This window comes from Pseudomonas koreensis (genome assembly GCF_012986595.1).
In the GTDB taxonomy this organism is placed as follows: Bacteria; Pseudomonadota; Gammaproteobacteria; order Pseudomonadales; family Pseudomonadaceae; genus Aquipseudomonas; species Aquipseudomonas koreensis.
Genome location: NZ_JAAQYM010000005.1, coordinates 196,771 through 214,855, shown reverse-complemented (window position 1 = coordinate 214,855; position 18,085 = coordinate 196,771). Strand labels below are relative to the sequence as shown.

The following is an 18,085-nucleotide window of genomic DNA, read 5'->3' as shown; positions in this document are numbered from 1 at the left end:
TGCATTACGCGCTACGGATCAGTTGAGCACCACCGCACCACGTTTTTCCAGCTTGCGACGGCGTGCTACCAGCAGGCCGGCAGCAACCACCAGCAGGCTCAGCAGGCCGGTCGCGAGGATTTCCACGCGATGGGCTTCCTGGAACAGCATGATGGTCAGGGCGGCGACGATGAAGATGATCACCGCATAGGTCAGGCCCGGGAACAACCACATGCTGAAGGCGATTTTCTCGCCGCGGGCCATGCGCTGTTTGCGCATGCGCAGTTGCGAGAACGCGATCACCAGGTACACCAGCAGCGCGATGGCGCCGGAGCTGGCCAGCAGGAACTCGAACACCGCAGCCGGCGCCACGTAGTTGGCGAAGGTGCAGAGGAACGCCGCGCCGGTGGACAACATGACTGCCCAGTAAGGCGTACCGCTTTTGTTGGTGCGGGTCGACATGGCCGGCGCGTCGCCGCGCTTGCCCAGGGAGAAGAGCATACGCGACGAGGTGTACAGCGCCGAGTTCAGGCAGCTGGTTACCGCGACCAGCACCACGATGTCGACGATCATCTTGGCGTTCGGAATGCCCATGCGCTCAAGCACAGTCTGGTAGGAACCCAGGTTGGCCAGCGTAGGATCGTTCCACGGCACCAGGGCCACGACGATGAAAATCGACACGAGGTAGAACAAGCCAATCCGCCAGATCACCGAATTGGTGGCCTTGGAGATCTGCTTGCCCGGGTTCTTCGATTCCGCGGCCGCGATGGTCACGATTTCAGTGCCCATGAACGAGAACATGGTGGTCAGGATCGCGCCCAGTACCGCGCCCATGCCGTTGGGCAGGAAGCCGCCGGAGTCGAACAGGTGCGAAACGCCGCTGACCTGGCTGTTCGGCAGGAAGCCAAAAATGGCTGCCAGACCAAGGATGATGAAGCCGATGATCGCCAGCACTTTGATCAGGGCAAACCAGAATTCGAACTCGCCGTAATTCTTCACGCTGAACAAGTTGGTGATGGTCAGCAGCATCGTGATGACCAGAGCAAAAGCCCAGATGCCTACACCCGGGAACCAGGCGTGCAGGATGGTCGCGGCAGCGTTGGCTTCCAGCGGAATCACCAACACCCAGAACCACCAGTACAACCAGCCGATGGTGAAACCGGCCCAGTGCCCGATGGCACGGTCGGCGTAAGTCGAAAACGAGCCGGTGTCGGGCGAAGCAACAGCCATCTCACCGAGCATGCGCATCACCAGCACCACCAGGGTACCGGCGGCAGCGTAAGCCAGCAGCACGGCAGGACCGGCGGCAGCGATGGCGTGGCCGGAGCCAACGAACAGACCGGCGCCGATAACACCGGCGATCGACAGCATGGTCACATGACGCGGTTTGAGCCCCTGTTCGAGGCCATTGGAGCTTGGGGTACTGCTCATCGGAACTACCTTTGCGAGGAAAGCGATTGCGTCCGCCCGGTCTGGTTTTCCTTCTCGTAAAAAGAAACCAACGGGGCGTTCCAGATTCTGCACGCAATAAATGCGCCAAAATGTTTCAAACTCATCTGGGCTGCGGTTTTGCGCGCGACCGGACAGTCATCGCAAGTCCTTGGAATTAATGGCAATTCGCCAGAGCGTTACCCTGCGACTCACTTTTCAAACGATTGAGCGCACCAGAAACACACTGAAAAAGTGTGGGATGCACAATAAAAGGGCGATTCAGGAACGTTCGGCCGGATAGCGCTTCCAACACCCCGCCAAAGCTGGCAACATCGCGCCTTTTTTTACGCAACACCCACGGGTTTGCACGTTCAAACACCCGTTCGGTTGTTGATGGGGCGACAGTCTGCTGTGCCGATGCGACAACCTGCCACACGCCATCCGCTTACCGCCCGTAGCGCTGTTGGCTGCCATTGAAACGCTATGCTAGCTTGGCCGCCTCGCCAGGAAGGCCCGCCAACAGCAGGAGCGCAACATATATGAGGAACGCACATGGCTGAGGCCACGCCCGCGCTTGAAATTCGCAACTTGCACAAACGCTACGGACAGCTTGAGGTGCTCAAAGGCATCTCGCTGACCGCCCGCGACGGCGATGTGATCTCGATCCTCGGTTCCTCCGGTTCCGGCAAGTCCACGTTCCTGCGCTGCATCAACCTGCTGGAAAACCCGCACCAGGGCCAGATTCTGGTGGCCGGTGAAGAACTCAAGCTCAAGCCCGCCAAGAATGGCGAACTGGTTGCTGCCGACGGCAAGCAGATCAATCGCCTGCGTTCCGAGATTGGTTTTGTGTTTCAAAACTTTAATCTGTGGCCGCACATGAGCGTGCTCGACAACATCATCGAAGCCCCGCGCCGCGTGCTCGGCCAGAGCAAGGCCGAAGCCATCGAAGTCGCCGAAGCGCTTCTGGCCAAGGTCGGCATCGCCGACAAGCGCCACGCGTATCCGTCGCAGCTGTCCGGTGGTCAGCAGCAACGCGCGGCCATCGCTCGCACCCTGGCGATGCAGCCGAAAGTGATTCTGTTCGACGAGCCTACCTCCGCCCTTGACCCGGAAATGGTTCAGGAAGTACTTAGTGTCATCCGCGCACTGGCCGAAGAAGGCCGCACCATGCTGTTGGTGACCCACGAAATGGGCTTTGCCCGTCAGGTCTCCAGCGAAGTGGTGTTCCTCCACCAGGGGCTGGTGGAAGAGCAAGGATCGCCTCAGCAGGTGTTCGACAACCCGCTTTCGGCGCGCTGCAAACAATTCATGTCCAGCAACCGCTAACGGAGCAACATGCATGCAGAATTTTAAAAAGGTCTTCCTGGCCGCCGCCGTCACCCTCGCGTTCAGCGCCGGTGCCATGGCCGAGACCCTGAAGATGGGCATCGAAGCGGCCTACCCGCCGTTCAACAATAAAGATGCCAGCGGTAACGTGGTCGGCTTTGACAAAGACATCGGCGACGCCCTGTGCGCGAAGATGAAAGTCGAGTGCACCGTGGTCACTTCCGACTGGGACGGCATCATCCCTGCGCTGAACGCCAAGAAGTTCGACTTCCTGGTCTCTTCGCTGTCGATCACCGACGAGCGCAAGGGCGCGGTGGATTTCACCGACCCGTACTACTCGAACAAGCTGCAGTTCATCGCGCCGAAAAACGTCGACTTCAAAACCGACAAGGATTCGCTCAAAGGCAAGATCATCGGTACTCAGCGCGCGACGCTCGCCGGTACCTGGCTTGAGGACACCTACGGTAGCGATATCGAAGTCAAACTCTACGACACCCAGGAAAACGCCTACCTGGACCTGACCTCCGGTCGTGTCGATGCCATCCTCGCCGACAAGTACGCCAACTATGACTGGCTGAAAACCGACGCCGGCAAGAACTACGAGTTCAAAGGTGAACCGGTCGTGGAAAGCGACAAGATCGGCATCGCTGTGCGCAAAGGCGATCCGCTGCGTGAGAAGCTGAACGCTGCACTGAAGGAAATCGTTGCCGACGGTACCTACAAGAAGATCAACGACAAGTACTTCCCGTTCAGCATCTATTGATCTGACCTGCGGGACCGGCGCCGTGATCCGACGGCACCGGCTCCCGGCCTTGCCTGCCGATTTGAAAAGAAATCCATGATTATCGACCTCTACGGATTCGGCCCGGCCCTCGCCGCCGGCGCGCTGATGACCGTCAAACTGGCGCTGACGGCCCTGTGCCTGGGACTGGTACTCGGTCTGCTCGGCGCCTTGGCCAAGACTTCCCCGTACAAGCTGCTGCAATGGCTTGGCGGCACTTATTCAACCCTGGTGCGTGGCGTCCCGGAATTGCTCTGGGTGCTGTTGATCTACTTTGGTACGGTCAACCTGATGCGCAGCCTCGGTGAATTTTTCGGCAACCCCGACCTGCAACTCAGCGCCTTCGCCGCTGGCGTCATTGCACTGGGCCTGTGCTTCGGCGCCTATGCCACGGAAGTATTCCGCGGCGCAATCCTCGCCATTCCCAAGGGCCACCGTGAAGCCGGTGTGGCGCTGGGCCTGTCGAAATGGCGGATCTTCACCAAGCTGATCCTGCCGCAGATGTGGCGCATCGCCCTGCCGGGCCTGGGCAACCTGTTCATGATCCTGATGAAAGACACCGCGCTGGTGTCGGTGATCGGCCTGGAAGAAATCATGCGTCACGCACAGATCGGCGTGACCGTCTCGAAACAGCCGTTCACTTTCTATCTGGTGGCTGCGGTCATGTACCTGGGCCTCACCGTGCTGGCGATGACCGGCATGCACTTCCTGGAAAAACGCGCCGCTCGCGGCTTTGCGAGGAGCGCTTCATGAACTGGGAAGTGATCATCAAGTGGCTGCCGAAACTGGCGCAGGGCGCGACCCTGACCCTGGAGCTGGTGGCGATTGCCGTGATTGCCGGCCTGCTGCTGGCGATTCCGCTGGGCATCGCCCGCTCTTCGAAGCTGTGGTACGTGCGCGCCTTGCCCTACGCCTACATCTTCTTTTTCCGTGGTACGCCGTTGCTGGTGCAACTGTTCCTCGTCTACTACGGCCTGGCGCAGTTTGATGCAGTACGTAGCAGCGCCCTGTGGCCGTACCTGCGTGATCCGTTCTGGTGTACCACCGCGACCATGACCCTGCACACCGCGGCATACATCGCCGAGATCCTGCGCGGCGCGATCCAGGCGATTCCGCCCGGGGAAATCGAAGCGGCGCGGGCGCTGGGCATGTCCAAACCCAAAGCGATGTTCTACATCATGCTGCCGCGTGCCGCGCGCATCGGCCTGCCGGCGTACAGCAACGAAGTGATCCTGATGCTCAAGGCCAGCGCGCTGGCGAGCACCGTGACCCTGCTGGAACTGACCGGCATGGCCCGCACGATCATCGCCCGCACCTACCTGCCGGTGGAAATCTTCTTCGCCGCTGGGGTGTTTTATCTGCTGATGTCCTACGTGCTGGTGCGCGGCTTCAAGCTGCTGGAGCGCTGGCTGCGCGTCGATGCCTGCCAAGGGCGTTGAAACTTCCCACGTGCTGACGGGCGATGAACTACTCGCCCGCTTCACCGCGCTGGATGCTTTTTTGATTGAGCATCAGGCGTTGTGGAAACCTCGTCCGTTCACTCATCGTTCGCTACCGTGGGAAACCGCCTACCCCCAATTGTCTTCGTGGCTACGCGGACGATCGCTGCAAGAGGCAGAGCGTGCGCATAACCATCCTGCCGATCTCCTCGATGCGCCGGAGCCGTTCGCCACATTGGCGGCATTGTCGGCTGAGCTGAGCGCGGTCGGTGAGTTGCCAGGACATGCGCTCGAAGCGGCAGGCCATCACTTGAATGTCGATGTGCCGGGGCGCAAGTGGCAGCAGATCGAAGCGTTCGCCAGTCGTTTGTCTTTCACCTCGCAGCCGACGCATTGGCTGGACTGGTGTTCCGGCAAAGGGCATTTGGGCCGGCGCCTGTTAGGTGCAGGGCAACAGCTGACTTGCGTTGAATACGATCCGGCGTTGGTCGCCAGCGGTCAGGCGCTGAGTCAGCGGCATCATCTGCACGCACTGCATGTCGAGCAGGATGTGCTGGCATCAAACGCAGCAACCGTGTTGAGCGCTCAACACACCCCCGTCGCCCTGCACGCCTGCGGTGATCTGCATGTGCGCCTGATGCAACTGGCAAGCGCTGCCGGCTGTCAGCAGATGGCCATTGCCCCATGCTGTTACAACCGGATCAATCGCAGCGAGTACCAGGCATTGTCCTGCGCGGGCTTGCGATCCGCCCTACAGCTCTCGCTCGAAGATCTGGCGCTGCCCATGAGCGAAACCGTCACCGCCGGTGCCCGTGTCCGACGTCAGCGCGACACCTCCATGGCCCGACGCCTGGCCTTCGACCTGCTGCAACGGCAACTTCGCGGTGTCGACGAATACTTGCCAACCCCATCCCTACCCAGCGCCTGGCTGGACAAACCGTTCGCCGATTACTGCCGCGACCTGGCCGCGCTGAAAGAGTTATCCACAATCGGCACGCCAGATTGGCAGGCGCTGGAAACCGCCGGTTGGCAGCGGTTGGCCGAAGTTCGCAACCTGGAATTGCTCCGCGGATTGTTCCGACGGCCGCTGGAGCTTTGGCTGAATCTTGATCGAGCCATTTTCCTCAACGAACGGGGATACGTCGTACGCCTCGGCACCTTCTGCGACACCCCGCTGACCCCGCGTAATTTCCTGCTGCTGGCCGAACGCGCTTAGAATCTTTGCAGCCTGTGGATAACTCTGTTGATGGATTTCGAGTGGATCCAATATCCACGGCCGTTGCGCGACAAAAACAGCATTGGTCATTTTTTGTTCACATTGATAAAAAACCTGTAAAACAGGGCTTTGCGCACAAAATGAGAACCTGTCCACAAAATCCCCCGCAACACCGCTGTTGCGCCGATCCGTTGTGCATAAGCTTTCAATCAAAAGGACATAAACGGCGGAAATGAGTGCTTTAACGCTACAGAATTTCCGCCATCTCTCTCGGGCTGGAGTGGCCGCCGAGCAGCCCTATTTTGCGGCTTAAAACCCAACGACACAGCCCATGCCGCGCCTGATCCAGTGCCTGCGTAAAAATAGTCAGAATTCAGGGGTTTACAGAACCAACCCAATCGCTATAATCGTCGCCCACACGCCGGTATAGCTCAGTTGGTAGAGCAACTGACTTGTAATCAGTAGGTCCCGGGTTCGACTCCTGGTGCCGGCACCATACAAAACAAAGCCCCTGCAGAAATGCAGGGGCTTTGTTGTTTCTGGAACGTCCACATCACGTCCACATTGGCTTTCACGGCCGGATAATCAAAAATCGTCGTTAATCTGGATGGCTCTTCAGCGAGGCACATGTTTCTCTCGGCGCAGAGTGCGGCACCTCCGTGACACGTGCAGCCTGACACGCGCAAAGCCTCGCTTTTCACACCTGACTAATCTCAAACACAAACGAAATCCTGCGCTGACTCGCACTCCACACATAACGCAGATGCTTGCCCTGCTTCGGAATCGACACCGCCGGCGGTCGGAACGCGGCGACACATTCGTGGCCCGGCAGGCGGACGCTGTTGTAGAGCAGGCCCCAGGACTCAGACTCGCGCAGTTGTCGGGCGAATACCTGGGATGGGCCGTAGGCGTCTGGATCGGGTTGATGTAAATCGGGAAAGTCGTGACGCACATCGTGCAGCGGTTTAACCACGCGATTGACGTAAGTACGCATGGTCAACTCAAGATCCGCTTCGCGGGTGGCCGCGAGGAAACGCTCCTGGTGATAGCAGGTTTCGGCAATAGCGGCGGCCTGGCTACTGGCGGCGTAGTACACGCCGAAAGTGCCATCGGTAAAGCGGCTGCTTTTGCCGATGTGAGTAAACGCCGCCATGACCGGGGTGGAGCCGGGGCCGGAGAGTCGGTCTTCGGGGCGCACGCGGGCCAGAACGCCGGCCTGCTCGATCAGCCGATCGTTGGTCAATGCCTCCAGCGCGTAGGCGATTTCCAGGTCTTCGGGGTCGAGCACATCTTCGAACAGCGCAATCGGCGGGAAGCTGCTGTTGACGATCCGATAAGCCTTGGGCCATTGCGGTTCGGCCAGCGGTGGGGCCTTCACCCGCGCACCCCGTCGAGGTAACGGCGCACGTCGGCGATGTCGACCACCCTCCCCGCCAGCATGTAATCCAGCGCCGTTCGGCCATTGAATGGCGCAGCTGTGTTGGGGCTGCTGACCCATGTGTAGGCGCGCTCGCGGCTGTTGCTGAAGATGATGCTCAACGCCTTATGAATGCCCATCAAGTACGAGATACGCTCCAGCGTGTCGTGTGGCAGGCGAATGTTCGGCGGCAGGTGTTTGTACTTGTAGAACGTGGTGTTGCCGACGCCACCCAGCAACGTGCGCTGCTGCTCGGCGTTGCAACCCCAGCGGCCCATGAGATTGAAGAAGAACTTCAACGCAACGCGCCCGGCTTCGGGGACGTCGAGTTGTTCGCGCGGGTTGAGGGCTGGGGATGAGGTAGGCAAGGCCGTCTCCACTGCTGAGTGACATGCCTTCAAGACTAGTACAGATACGGATGTTTGTTTTCTTTTAATCCGCAAATGAATCAACTCGTCCCTTTGATCAAATCCTGTAAAAAGTCACGAATTGTTATTCCAAGTCAGTATTTTTTGACCTTCATCACCCCCAGGTCATCAAAAATCCCGATCCTGTGTCAGCTTCCAGCCATCGGCGGGGACATCAATTCGCTACTAAACCCGCGACAACTATGCTCAGGTGCTGGAATATAGCCGGCATATGACGCCGGATCGGCAGTCTCGTAAACAACAATACCCAGCCCACTTCAGAGGGCATTACCCATGGATAGCAGAACCTTACGCAACCTCATGCGCATCGTGCAGACCGGCTCGTTGTCGGCCGCAGCCGAGCATTCGTGCCTGACTGTGCAGGCCTTGGCCGCCCAGTTGAACAAGGTCGAAGAGCAGTTCGGTTTCCGCTTGTTTCGTCGTTCCAACAAGGGCCTGACGCTTACGCCGCAAGGCACTGAGCTGACGCCCTACATGGACAAAGTGCTGATTGCCACGCGACAGATGGAAGAAAAGGTCGAGGCGCTCAAGGTGCCGGGCCAGCGCACATTGAAGGTCGCGTTGAACAACACGTTGTCGTCTGACTTCAACCGGCGAATGATCGGACGCCTGATCGAGGTGTTTCCTGATTATCAGATGGAATTCAGCTACGCCGAGTCGATGGAAAACCTCAGCAAGCTGAAGAACGAAGACTTTGACCTCGCGGTGCTGATCGGGCCGCAGCGTCCGGGTTTGCCGAGTATCGTCCTGCCGGATGTGCAGGTACAGGTGGTCGGTGCCCATTGCGGGCAGGAAAACGATCCACTGACGTTGCTGGGCAACAAGTTTCAGGTGCGTCCTGCGGAAGATTGTCCGTATTCCCACAGCTTCCTGCGCTTTCTCGACGCCGGATTGGGCAATCACGAGAACGGTCAGCGCATGGTCTATTCCTGCAGCGAGACCCTGACCCTGTCGTTGATCACGCAGATGGACGCAGTAGGCATGGTGTCTCGCGAGGCCGCGCAGAAGAACGGCCTGACGATTTTCCCCGGTTTCGAGGATTTCCTCGAAGTGCGTCTGGCGGTGAACAACCCGAACCTGTCGGGCCAGGCCTTGAACGACGTGGTGGATCTGCCGTTACATGAACGAGCCGAGCGCAATGTACGCAGCCGTCCCAACCGCCACACTGAGAAAGAGGTTTTTGCTGAAATACGCACATAACAACGTCGGAATCGCTGCATAAAATTCCGGGCGATCGAGCTGTAGGTGCTGATCCTTGATCAACAAGGGTGTCAGGCTGATCGCAGCGACGATCGCCACCGGCAGGTACTCCAGCGCCCGCGCAACGAACGGCGGCCAGTGCTCGGTGTTGACTTGCAGTGGCAGTGCGCGCGGCAGGAAGGTCACGGCCATCATCAGCGCCACCACCAGGATCAGGAACGTTTGGTCAGGCATACACCCACTCCGCAGCCCACAAACGTGGCGATGAATACGTTGAACGGCGAGGTGCCGACCAGGCTCAGCGCGCCCATGCAGGCGACGGCGGCCGCGGCGGCGATGAGTTTGTTGCGGGTGTTGCACAGAGACACCAGCACGTAGAGCATCATCGCGGTCAGTGCGTAGTCGAGCTGATATTTGATCAGGTGCGACGCATATTGCGCGCAGACGGCGCCCAGCAATCCGCCCAGCACCCAGGAGGTGTGGCAAAACAGGTTGAAGCCGATCAGGTAACGGATATTGACCGGCGCGCCGGTGCCCAGCTTGACGCTGTGAAACGCAAAGGATTCGTCGGTGAGACCGCCAGCGTAGGCCCAGCGCTCCATGCGGCTAAGCCCGAGGGCTCGCAAGGCCTTGGCCATGTACACCGACATCAGCATGTGTCGCGCATTGATCAGGAACGTGGTCAGCACGATGGTGGTCAGCGAAGCCCCGCTGGAGATCAGCGCCAGCGCGGCGAATTGCGAAGCGCCGGCGTAGACGAACAAGCACATCGCCACCGGCAGCCACATCGGCAGCCCGGCGTTGACCGCCATCAGCCCGAACACGAACGACACCGTGAAATAACCGGCCACCACCGGGCTGGCTTCGGCAAACGTGCGCGATGGCTGATGGGCAGCCATCAGCGGCGCACTGCCGGACGTTTCATTCATAGATCCCTCTCAAATGTCCGCTCGCCGTGGGGTTCGCAAAAACCCTGGGCAGTCCAGAATCGCTTGCCCGCGAGGTTAGCATCGTCGACGAACAGAAACATCCGTAATACACCGACCCGCTTCATGTCAGACGACGCCGCTTCCACCAGCCGCTGGCCGACGCCCTGGCTGCGATAGCGTGGGCTGACCGCCAGATGGTTGATGGTGCCGCGACTGCCAAGCATGCCACCGAGCACCGCACCGACGATCTCGCCCTCGACGTCGAAGGCCAGGTAGGCCGTGGTGGTCTTCTGGATTAATACACCGCGCAGGCATTTGGCGTCCTGCCACTCGCAGAACGACACTTCGTCGAACTGACGGAAGAAGCGCTCCATGCGCTGCGCGTCCTTGGCGGTGGCGCGTCGCAGCACCACCGGCGTCGAGCACTCGACACCATCGACTGGGGTGATCTGATTAGCGAACAATGTCGAAAGCGGTCCCGGGCCGCGAGAAGGAAATCGCCAGAATCTGCCGATACGCCATGGCATGGGTGTGAGTGTTGCGCGCCGGGGTCACGTAGTGGCGCATGTCACGGTCAAGGAAGTACGTGGTATCGAGGATTTCCTGGTAAGTGGTTGACGCCAGTTGATGCTCGTGAACATCGTACAAACGGCTTTCCGCGCCCTCGACGTTGTTGCGCCCCCAGAAGTGCACGCCGCTGAACGGATAACCGTCGCAGTGAATCCCTTCCGGGGTGATTTCCAGTTGTTTGCCGGGTTTGATCTCGATACGGATCTGATGGATCTGGCATTGCCAGATTTCATCGTGCAGCTCTTCCGGCAAAACGCTTTTGTACACTTCGAAGTCGGTGTCGATGAGGCTGCGCATCACCGGCGAAGTAATCACTTCATCGGAGAAGTCCTGAAAGTGCCGCACAACACCGCCCACGTAGGCGTTGTTCTCTTTCGACTGCACGTAGGCGCGATGTTCGAGTTGCTTGAGTTCGCGTGTTTTCGGGTTGTATTCAAAGTCGCTGTAACGACGGTAACGCATGCCGGCTTCGGCCTGACCGTAGTAACTGTCTGGCTCCATGTTTTCCCAACTTTTGGTCAGTCTGACGAAGTCGGCAAAATGACCGTAGAGATTGAAGTCACCACCCTGGACGTTGACATATTTGTCGCGCCGTAGCGATTCGCCCACTTCTCTGTTCAAAACGATCATTACCAAATTCTCCGCTGCGTTGAGCGGCCTAATCTATTAGGTGGAGAATTTGCGTCCATGAGAAAGAATTTCAGGCATTTAAAGCCCTGTTTGAAACGGAACTTGAAGGTACTTGAAAACAACTTTTACGTGACAAAAACACGGGTTTTTTACGGTTTTTGCGGAAAAAGCGGCGAAAAAAAACCCCGAACCAGTCGGGGTTTTCTCATGTTTCTTACACCGGATCGCTCATCAGAAGATGTTGATCGGGTAGTCCACGAATACACGCACTTCGTTGCCGCTGCTGTTGTAGTCGGCGGATTTCTGCGAAACGCGCAGGATCGAGCTGCGCAGTTTCACGCTCAGGTCTTTGGCCGGGCCGCTTTGCACGACGTATTTGACCTGGTTGAAGATCTCGCGCTCAGTACCGCCGCTGCTGGTGTCGGTGGTGATGTTGTCGCCACGCACGTAAGCGAAGTTGTAGCTCAGACCCGGTACGCCGAATGCGCCGAAGTCCAGGCCGTAGCCCAACTGCCAGCTGCGCTCGTCTTCAGCGTTGAAGTCCGACCAGTAGGAGTTGGCCAGGTAGATGGTGTTGCCACCGTCGCCCTGACGACGACCATCGTTCTGATAACCGCCGTACGGATAACCCAGATTGCTGTCACCGGTGCTGCGCTGGTGCGCCACGGTGAACGAGTGCGGGCCGGTGGCGAATGTGGCCGCCAGGCTCCAGATCTTGTTGTCCTGGCCCCCGGTGTTCTTGATGTCGGCATACGACTTGTCGAGCTTGGTGCGATAGCCGTTGAAGTCCAGGGTCAGGGACTGATCCTTGTCGATCGGGAACACGTAGTTGGCGTTCACGTACTGCTTCTTCATGACGTCTTCGACGTCGGAAGCGTACAGCGCCGCCTTGAACTGCTCGGTGAACTGATAGCTACCGCCCAACACGTTGATCGACTTCAGACCACCGCTGTCACGGCCTTCAGCGCTTTTGCGCGATTCGGCGGTGAAACGACCGGCATCCAGTTGCAGGCCTTTGATCTCTTTGGAAGTGATCAGGGTACCGGTGTAGCTTTCCGGCAGCAGACGCGAGTTGTCGTAGTTCAGCACCGGCAGGGCAGGCATCTGGTCACCGTAGGTCAGCACGGTGTTGGACACGCGGAATTTGACCGCAGCGCCACCTTTGGACAGGTCGTCAGCCGCGTTGCCGCTGGCACCCTTTTTGAAGAAGTCGATACCACCAGCGCCGCTGCGGCCCTTGCCGCCATCCAGACGCAGTGCGTACAGACCGAATGCATCGACACCCACACCCACGGTGCCTTGGGTGAAACCGGACGAGAACGTACCGATGGCCGCTTGGCCCCACTCGGCTTTATCCGGGTTGCCGTCTTTGTAATCACGATTGATGTAGGCATTGCGCAGCAGCACTTTGAGGCTGCTGTCTTCGACAAAACCCTTGGACTCGGCCTGGCCGTCAGCCATGGCCTGTGTAGCACTCAACATCCCCAGTGCGATCAGGCTGATTCGCTTGTTCAACATTTTGTTTTCCTTATTACGGGTTGAAACGCGCTGTGTCGAACGGCTGAAACGGCGCTATTGCGCTCTTTTTTCACCCCGAAACAAAAAGACCCGCCCACGGTGAAACCGTGTCGGGCCCTTTTATTATTTTGAGTCATGGCGGTTGGCCACAGGCGTTGGGCCGAATCGTAGCCGCGCCCTCAATAATGTGTCAATTTCAAGAATCGTCTTTAAATAGGTAAAAATCGTCTAAGAATCGTAAATTTTGCGATAGCGCATTGCTCGGAAATGCGCCTGGCCAGTGAATCCAGCGCAATTACGCGCAGCCGTCGAGGCCACATTGCGCAGGGGATTGAGCGGCCTCATCAAAGACAATCGCTTGCCCCAACCAGTCAGCAAAGGCCTGCGGTTTACCCAGCCATGGGCTGATGTCGATCAAGGTGAATTGCCCGTCCTGTTCCAGCGCGAACGTTGGGAAGCCCTGCCCGCCCAACCGGGCCAGCAATGCGCGACTGGCTTTTACATGAGCCTGAGTATCAACGGATTTAAACGCAGCCACGAAAGCCTCGTGCGCGTAATTCATCTGAGCTGCGATCTCGAACAGCACTGACTCATCGGCAATCCTTCGTCCGTCCACGTAATGCGCGGTTTGCAACCGCCCGAGCATCTGCAGGCCGCGGCCGTCGATGGCCTCGGCTGCCATCACCGCAGCGATGGGTGGCGTCGAGTCGAAAATTGCCGAGTGATCGCGCAGCAGGCCTTCGAAATACGCCTCGCCAAAGGGCTGTCCGGTGTATTCGGCAATGCGCCGGTCGTGGGGCATGACGTAATTGCGCAGTTGCGGTGAGACCTGTTGGCGATTCGGGCCGCTCATCATCCCGCCCGCATGGGCCACCACCGGCAGCACGTGCTGCGCCGCTTGCACCAGCGGTTTGGCGCCGTAGCACCAGCCACACAACGGGTCGTAAATGTAATGAAGGATCATGAGAAAACTCCGGCAGCAAAGTCAGAAAAATCGATGCCGGCAGACTATGCCTCTGCGGATCGGGGAAAAACGCCGGAATGGCTTTCAGACTGTTTCGTGAATCGGTCGAATGAACGCACGGTCACATTGTTTCGAAATCGACATAAATTGAAACAAACTGACAAGGGAACTTCTCAGGAATAAATTACGGAAGCAAATGCAAAGCATTACCATTCGCGCACTTGAATTTTCTCCCTTTTGGATGCGCTTCAATGCCTGCCCCGTTCCGCCTCACGCCTGTCACCCTTGGATTGTCTGCCGTTCTGTCCAGCGGTTTTGCTTATTCCGCCACCGAGTTGCCCGCCACGGCGATCAGCGCCGAAGAGCAAGCCGAGGATCCGCGCGTCAAGATCAGCAGCACCGCCACCCGCACCTCGACACCGGTGCGCTATGTGCCGCAGGCCATCGACTCGATCAAGACCTCGAACGTCGCCAATTACGGCACCAATGACATCGGTGACGCCCTGAGCGGTATTCCCAACGTCAGCAGCAGCGCCGATACGCGCTTCGACAGCCTGCGCATCCGCGGCTTCGATGCCAGCAACGATTTCTATCTGGACGGTATTCGCGACGACAGCCAGTACAAGCGCGACCTGCACAATGTCGAGCGGGTCGAAGTGCTCAAAGGCCCGGCAGCGGTGCTCTACGGCCGTGGCAGCCAGGGCGGGATCGTCAACCGCGTGAGCAAGATGCCCGAGTTCGGCCGCCGTTCGACCATCGAAGCCCAGGCCGGCAGCGAAGACCTGCGCAGCCTGTACGCCGACCTCAGCACCGACCCGAGTGAAAACATCAGCCTGCGCCTGAACATGGGCAACATGGACGAAAACAGCTTCCGCGACGGTGTCAGTGGCAACCGCCAACTGTTCGCCCCGTCGATGAGCTGGCAGGTGACCCCGGACCTCAACTGGCTGGTGCAATACGAATACAGCCGTTACAACCGCACGCCGGATCGCGGCATTCCGGGGGTGAATGGCCGCCCGGCAGACGTTGGTCGTGACACCACCTACGGCAACGATCACGATTTCATCGACGACAAGGCGCAGTCCCTGCGCTCGAAACTCACCTACGAGATCAACGATAACTGGCAACTGCGCCAGACCTTGGGAGTGTTCAAGCTCGACAGTGATTTCGATAACACTTACCTCACCAACTTCGACCCGAAAACCAACAAGGTCGTACGCCAGCACTGGCAGCAGGATCTGACCACCCGCAACGTTTACAACAACATCGAGCTCGAAGGCGGTTTCGATACCTTTGGCCTGGAGCATCGCTTGTTGACCGGCGTCGAGATCGGCAGCCAGCGCCGCGATCCGAAGCTGTACAACGCTGCGACTGGCAAAACGCCGGGCGCACAACCGGTGCCATCGCTTGACCTGTTCAACCCCACCCGCGAGCTGCGCCACACGGGCAGCATGCAGGTGTTCAGCGACAGTCATACCGAAGTCGAAAGCCGTGCGGTCTACGTGCAGGACCAACTGCGCCTGAACGATCAATGGCAACTGCTGGCCGGTCTGCGCTACGACACGTTCGATATCGAGTCGACCAACCAGCTCAAGAACATTTCCGAAGACCGCGACAGCCACAGCACCAGCCCGCGCTTCGGGATTGTCTGGACGCCGCTGCAGAACCATTCGTTCTACGCCTCGTGGTCGAAGACCTTCTCGCCCGTCGGCGGTGGCCTGATCGGCATCACCCCGGGCGCCGCCGGCAATAGCAACGACTTGAGCCCGGAGCTGACCAAACAGAAAGAGATCGGGGTGAAAAGCGACTGGCTCGATGATCGCCTCAGCACCACGCTGGCGGTCTATGACCTGGAGCTTTACAACCGCCGCACCAGCGATCCGAACGATCCGACCCTGACCGTCATGACCGGCCTGCAGCGCTCGCGCGGCATCGAACTGACCGCGACTGGCAAACTGGTCGGCAACTGGTACATGCGCGGTGGCGTCGGCGTGCAAGACACCACCATCGAGAAGGACAACAACGGCCTGGAAGGCAAGCGTGTCAACAACGTAGCCAAACACAACGGCAGCCTGTTCCTGACCTGGAAACCGGAAATGGGCTGGTACGGCGAAACCGGCCTGACCCTGGTCGGCCAGCGTTATGCCGATAACGCCAACACCACGGTGTTGCCGGGGTACGGCCGTTGGGATGCGCTGGTCGGCTACCGCTTCAAGGACTGGGACTTGCGCGCAGCACTGAACAACATCACCGATCGTGAGTATTACGCCTCGGCCACCAGCCAGAATCAGATCCAGCCGGGTGCACCGCGCAGCGTGGTAATGACCGGTACCTATAGTTTTTAAAAGCAGGATCAAAAGATCGCAGCCTTCGGCAGCTCCTACAGGGAAGCACACCACCCCATGTAGGAGCTGCCGAAGGCTGCGATCTTTTCGGTTTTCCATAAAAAAGCGCCGCCATCCCGGCAGCGCTTTTACCAATCCCTGTTGTTCTTCTTATCCTTCCATCACAGCCCATAACGCTTCCAGTTCGGCCTCGCTGAACAGGCCAGCGGGATAGCGCTCGATCATCATCCGGCGCGGATCAGGTTCCCTGATCTGACGCGTTCCGTTGGATTTCAAAAAGTGCGCGACAATCTGGAGCGATTCGCCGTTTACGGCCATGGGATGCAAAGTCCGCTCGCTGACTACGTTCACTTCGGCGTTCATTTCAGCGCTCTCTCCCCGTTCGTGAGCGGCTAAGTTATCCAAGGTTTATGACAGAACTGTTGAAGTTCCTTCCCCTCCCTAGTGCGCTTCGTCCGATACAAGAGCTATGCCAAGGTTTGCGATTTGTCGACCAGCGGATACAAACAAGCCCGCGGTCCAGTTGGGCCGCGGGCTTGTTTGTATCGATAGCGAGCTAATTTTTCCCTTGGCTGATTTACTAATCAACTCAAGGTGTTACGTCTCAACTCACTCTTTGTGCGGGGCTGGCTGTTGTTGGGTAAGGCAGTGGATATTGCCACCGCCCAGTAACAGTTCACGGCCCGGGACCATCACCACTTCGTGTTGCGGGAACAGCTTCTGCAGGATTTCCCGCGCAGGAGCATCCATCGGATCGTCGAAGCTTGGCGCGATGATGCCGCCGTTGACGATCAGGAAGTTCACGTAGGAGCCGGCCAGGCGCACGCTCGGGTTGCGTTCCTGAGTACCGTCCACCGGATCGACCCCGGCGCACTCTTCTCCGGTCGCGTACAGCGGCCCCGGAATCGGCATCTTGTGCACCGTGAACGGGCGTCCCTTGGCGTCGGTGCTGCTTTGCAGCACTTTCATCGCAGCCTGGCAGCGCGGGTAGTTCGGATCCTGCGGATCGTCAGTCCAGGCCAGCAACACTTCGCCCGGACGCACGTAGCAGCAGAAGTTATCCACATGGCCATCGGTTTCGTCGTTGAACAGGCCGTCCGGCAGCCAGATGATTTTATCCACCGACAGATTGTCGCGTAGCACCGCCTCAATCTCTTCGCGACCCAGGTGCGGGTTGCGGTTGTGATTGAGCAGGCACTCTTCAGTGGTGATCAGCGTGCCTTCGCCGTCGACGTGAATCGAACCGCCTTCGAGCACAAAACCTTCGGTGCGATAACGCGGGCTGCGCTCGATCTCGAGGATCTTGCCGCCGACCTGCGAATCACGGTTCCACGGCGAGTACAGTCCGCCCTCAAAACCACCCCAAGCGTTGAAGTCCCAGTTCACACCGCGCACTTCGCCGCTGTTGTTGATCACGAACGTCGGACCGGTGTCGCGCACCCAGGCGTCATCGCTGGACATCTCGACCACACGGATATTCGGCACGTCGAGACGCGCACGGGCATTCTCGTACTGGCCGGCCGACACGGCGACGGTCACCGGTTCGAAACGGGCGATGGCCTTGGCGACGGCAACATGCGCTGCTTGCGCCGGCTTGCCACCGAGGCGCCAGTTGTCCGGGCGCTCGGGCCAGATCATCCAGGTCTGGGTCTGCGGCGCCCACTCGGCCGGCATGTAGAAGCCATCGTCACGCGGGGTACTTTTCAAAGTGGTCATCGGATCAGGACTCCTGGGAACCGTCGAAGGGTTGCAAAGCAATGACGACTTTATAACCGATAAATATCGTATTTTAAATGCTTAAAAATGCAGCGCGTCTAAAAAACTTCGATAAATACCGATACAAATCGAATTAACATCAGTCCCTGTAGGAGTGAGCCTGCTCGCGATGGCGGCAAGTCAAACGACACAAGGC

General features: G+C 58.7%; 18 protein-coding genes and 1 tRNA gene. 8 read left to right on the top strand and 11 right to left on the bottom strand.

Features of this window, described 5'->3' with window-relative positions; genetic code table 11:
* Positions 1-18 precede the first annotated feature (18 nt).
* Entirely contained in the window at positions 19-1,410 is a 1,392-nt protein-coding gene (gene gabP / locus HBN98_RS16895; protein ID WP_083367294.1) for a GABA permease, read from the bottom strand.
* A gap of 552 nt (positions 1,411-1,962) precedes the next feature.
* Here gabP and HBN98_RS16890 point away from each other — a divergent pair.
* The 6 genes from HBN98_RS16890 (at position 1,963) to HBN98_RS16865 (ending at position 6,668) form a co-directional block, all read left to right on the top strand.
* A complete protein-coding gene (locus tag HBN98_RS16890) occupies positions 1,963-2,736 on the top strand; it encodes an ABC transporter ATP-binding protein (RefSeq protein WP_064585522.1) in 774 nt (257 codons plus the stop codon).
* A gap of 13 nt (positions 2,737-2,749) precedes the next feature.
* Positions 2,750-3,499 (top strand): ABC transporter substrate-binding protein, encoded by a 750-nt coding sequence (locus HBN98_RS16885; RefSeq protein ID WP_083367295.1) that lies wholly within the window; start codon positions 2,750-2,752, stop codon positions 3,497-3,499.
* A 75-nt stretch (positions 3,500-3,574) separates the two neighbouring features.
* Positions 3,575-4,270, top strand: a complete 696-nt coding sequence (locus HBN98_RS16880; protein WP_083367296.1) for an ABC transporter permease — start codon at positions 3,575-3,577, stop codon at positions 4,268-4,270.
* Positions 4,267-4,956 carry an ABC transporter permease gene (locus HBN98_RS16875; RefSeq protein WP_003220713.1) on the top strand — a complete coding sequence of 230 codons (690 nt, stop codon included), beginning with the start codon at positions 4,267-4,269 and terminating at the stop codon, positions 4,954-4,956. The genes HBN98_RS16880 and HBN98_RS16875 overlap by 4 nt, the downstream gene beginning before the upstream one ends.
* Entirely contained in the window at positions 4,937-6,172 is a 1,236-nt protein-coding gene (locus HBN98_RS16870; RefSeq protein WP_083367297.1) for a methyltransferase, read from the top strand. Before HBN98_RS16875 ends, HBN98_RS16870 begins: the two co-directional genes overlap by 20 nt.
* Before the next feature lie 420 nt (positions 6,173-6,592).
* Positions 6,593-6,668 (top strand) — tRNA-Thr (locus HBN98_RS16865).
* 201 nt (positions 6,669-6,869) lie between these two features.
* Here HBN98_RS16865 and HBN98_RS16860 read toward each other — a convergent pair.
* Positions 6,870-7,550, bottom strand: a complete 681-nt coding sequence (locus tag HBN98_RS16860) for an RES family NAD+ phosphorylase (RefSeq protein ID WP_083367298.1) — start codon at positions 7,548-7,550, stop codon at positions 6,870-6,872.
* Positions 7,547-7,957, bottom strand: coding sequence for an MbcA/ParS/Xre antitoxin family protein (locus tag HBN98_RS16855; protein ID WP_083367299.1), 411 nt, complete (start codon positions 7,955-7,957; stop codon positions 7,547-7,549). The genes HBN98_RS16860 and HBN98_RS16855 overlap by 4 nt, the downstream gene beginning before the upstream one ends.
* A 333-nt stretch (positions 7,958-8,290) precedes the next feature.
* On the opposite strand from HBN98_RS16855, the gene HBN98_RS16850 reads away from it, so the two are divergent.
* Positions 8,291-9,217, top strand: a complete 927-nt coding sequence (locus tag HBN98_RS16850; protein WP_007961685.1) for a LysR family transcriptional regulator — start codon at positions 8,291-8,293, stop codon at positions 9,215-9,217.
* Here the strand turns inward: HBN98_RS16850 and HBN98_RS16845 are convergent.
* From HBN98_RS16845 to HBN98_RS16820, 6 genes are all read right to left on the bottom strand, one after another.
* A complete protein-coding gene (locus HBN98_RS16845) occupies positions 9,134-9,451 on the bottom strand; it encodes an AzlD domain-containing protein (RefSeq protein WP_003220702.1) in 318 nt (105 codons plus the stop codon). The genes HBN98_RS16850 and HBN98_RS16845 overlap by 84 nt on opposite strands.
* A complete protein-coding gene (locus tag HBN98_RS16840; RefSeq protein WP_003220701.1) occupies positions 9,430-10,146 on the bottom strand; it encodes an AzlC family ABC transporter permease in 717 nt (238 codons plus the stop codon). The genes HBN98_RS16845 and HBN98_RS16840 overlap by 22 nt, the downstream gene beginning before the upstream one ends.
* The gene (locus HBN98_RS16835; RefSeq protein ID WP_003220700.1) at positions 10,143-10,520 is read right to left on the bottom strand and encodes a GNAT family N-acetyltransferase; all 378 of its coding nucleotides are present in this window, start codon (positions 10,518-10,520) and stop codon (positions 10,143-10,145) included. Before HBN98_RS16835 ends, HBN98_RS16840 begins: the two co-directional genes overlap by 4 nt.
* 79 nt (positions 10,521-10,599) lie before the next feature.
* Positions 10,600-11,346 carry a 2OG-Fe dioxygenase family protein gene (locus HBN98_RS16830; protein WP_064585516.1) on the bottom strand — a complete coding sequence of 249 codons (747 nt, stop codon included), beginning with the start codon at positions 11,344-11,346 and terminating at the stop codon, positions 10,600-10,602.
* 231 nt (positions 11,347-11,577) lie between these two features.
* On the bottom strand, positions 11,578-12,864 hold the full coding sequence (locus HBN98_RS16825) for an OprD family porin (protein WP_083367300.1): 1,287 nt from the start codon (positions 12,862-12,864) through the stop codon (positions 11,578-11,580).
* Between the two features lie 295 nt (positions 12,865-13,159).
* Complete coding sequence (locus tag HBN98_RS16820) at positions 13,160-13,828, bottom strand: DsbA family protein (RefSeq protein WP_083367301.1); 669 nt, start codon at positions 13,826-13,828, stop codon at positions 13,160-13,162.
* A 251-nt stretch (positions 13,829-14,079) separates the two neighbouring features.
* Here HBN98_RS16820 and HBN98_RS16815 point away from each other — a divergent pair, with 251 nt between their 5' ends.
* Positions 14,080-16,173: a TonB-dependent receptor gene (locus HBN98_RS16815; protein WP_083367302.1), complete on the top strand. Its 2,094-nt coding sequence runs from the start codon at positions 14,080-14,082 to the stop codon at positions 16,171-16,173.
* Between the two features lie 150 nt (positions 16,174-16,323).
* On the opposite strand, the gene HBN98_RS16810 is transcribed toward HBN98_RS16815, so the two are convergent.
* Positions 16,324-16,536 carry a hypothetical protein gene (locus tag HBN98_RS16810; RefSeq protein ID WP_007961849.1) on the bottom strand — a complete coding sequence of 71 codons (213 nt, stop codon included), beginning with the start codon at positions 16,534-16,536 and terminating at the stop codon, positions 16,324-16,326.
* A 246-nt stretch (positions 16,537-16,782) separates the two neighbouring features.
* Positions 16,783-17,889 (bottom strand): agmatine deiminase, encoded by a 1,107-nt coding sequence (gene aguA / locus HBN98_RS16805; RefSeq protein ID WP_083367303.1) that lies wholly within the window; start codon positions 17,887-17,889, stop codon positions 16,783-16,785.
* Between the last annotated feature and the right edge of the window lie 196 nt (positions 17,890-18,085).

What these genes read in the sequence shown, in the direction of transcription:
- gabP (WP_083367294.1), bottom strand. Translation starts at nt 1,410, where the DNA reads ATGAGCAGTACCCCAAGCTCCAATGGCCTCGAACAGGGGCTCAAACCG.
- HBN98_RS16890 (WP_064585522.1), top strand. Translation starts at nt 1,963, where the DNA reads ATGGCTGAGGCCACGCCCGCGCTTGAAATTCGCAACTTGCACAAACGC.
- HBN98_RS16885 (WP_083367295.1), top strand. Translation starts at nt 2,750, where the DNA reads ATGCAGAATTTTAAAAAGGTCTTCCTGGCCGCCGCCGTCACCCTCGCG.
- HBN98_RS16880 (WP_083367296.1), top strand. Translation starts at nt 3,575, where the DNA reads ATGATTATCGACCTCTACGGATTCGGCCCGGCCCTCGCCGCCGGCGCG.
- HBN98_RS16875 (WP_003220713.1), top strand. Translation starts at nt 4,267, where the DNA reads ATGAACTGGGAAGTGATCATCAAGTGGCTGCCGAAACTGGCGCAGGGC.
- HBN98_RS16870 (WP_083367297.1), top strand. Translation starts at nt 4,937, where the DNA reads ATGCCTGCCAAGGGCGTTGAAACTTCCCACGTGCTGACGGGCGATGAA.
- HBN98_RS16850 (WP_007961685.1), top strand. Translation starts at nt 8,291, where the DNA reads ATGGATAGCAGAACCTTACGCAACCTCATGCGCATCGTGCAGACCGGC.
- HBN98_RS16845 (WP_003220702.1), bottom strand. Translation starts at nt 9,451, where the DNA reads ATGCCTGACCAAACGTTCCTGATCCTGGTGGTGGCGCTGATGATGGCC.
- HBN98_RS16840 (WP_003220701.1), bottom strand. Translation starts at nt 10,146, where the DNA reads ATGAATGAAACGTCCGGCAGTGCGCCGCTGATGGCTGCCCATCAGCCA.
- HBN98_RS16835 (WP_003220700.1), bottom strand. Translation starts at nt 10,520, where the DNA reads ATGGAGCGCTTCTTCCGTCAGTTCGACGAAGTGTCGTTCTGCGAGTGG.
- HBN98_RS16830 (WP_064585516.1), bottom strand. Translation starts at nt 11,346, where the DNA reads ATGATCGTTTTGAACAGAGAAGTGGGCGAATCGCTACGGCGCGACAAA.
- HBN98_RS16825 (WP_083367300.1), bottom strand. Translation starts at nt 12,864, where the DNA reads ATGTTGAACAAGCGAATCAGCCTGATCGCACTGGGGATGTTGAGTGCT.
- HBN98_RS16820 (WP_083367301.1), bottom strand. Translation starts at nt 13,828, where the DNA reads ATGATCCTTCATTACATTTACGACCCGTTGTGTGGCTGGTGCTACGGC.
- HBN98_RS16815 (WP_083367302.1), top strand. Translation starts at nt 14,080, where the DNA reads ATGCCTGCCCCGTTCCGCCTCACGCCTGTCACCCTTGGATTGTCTGCC.
- HBN98_RS16810 (WP_007961849.1), bottom strand. Translation starts at nt 16,536, where the DNA reads ATGAACGCCGAAGTGAACGTAGTCAGCGAGCGGACTTTGCATCCCATG.
- aguA (WP_083367303.1), bottom strand. Translation starts at nt 17,889, where the DNA reads ATGACCACTTTGAAAAGTACCCCGCGTGACGATGGCTTCTACATGCCG.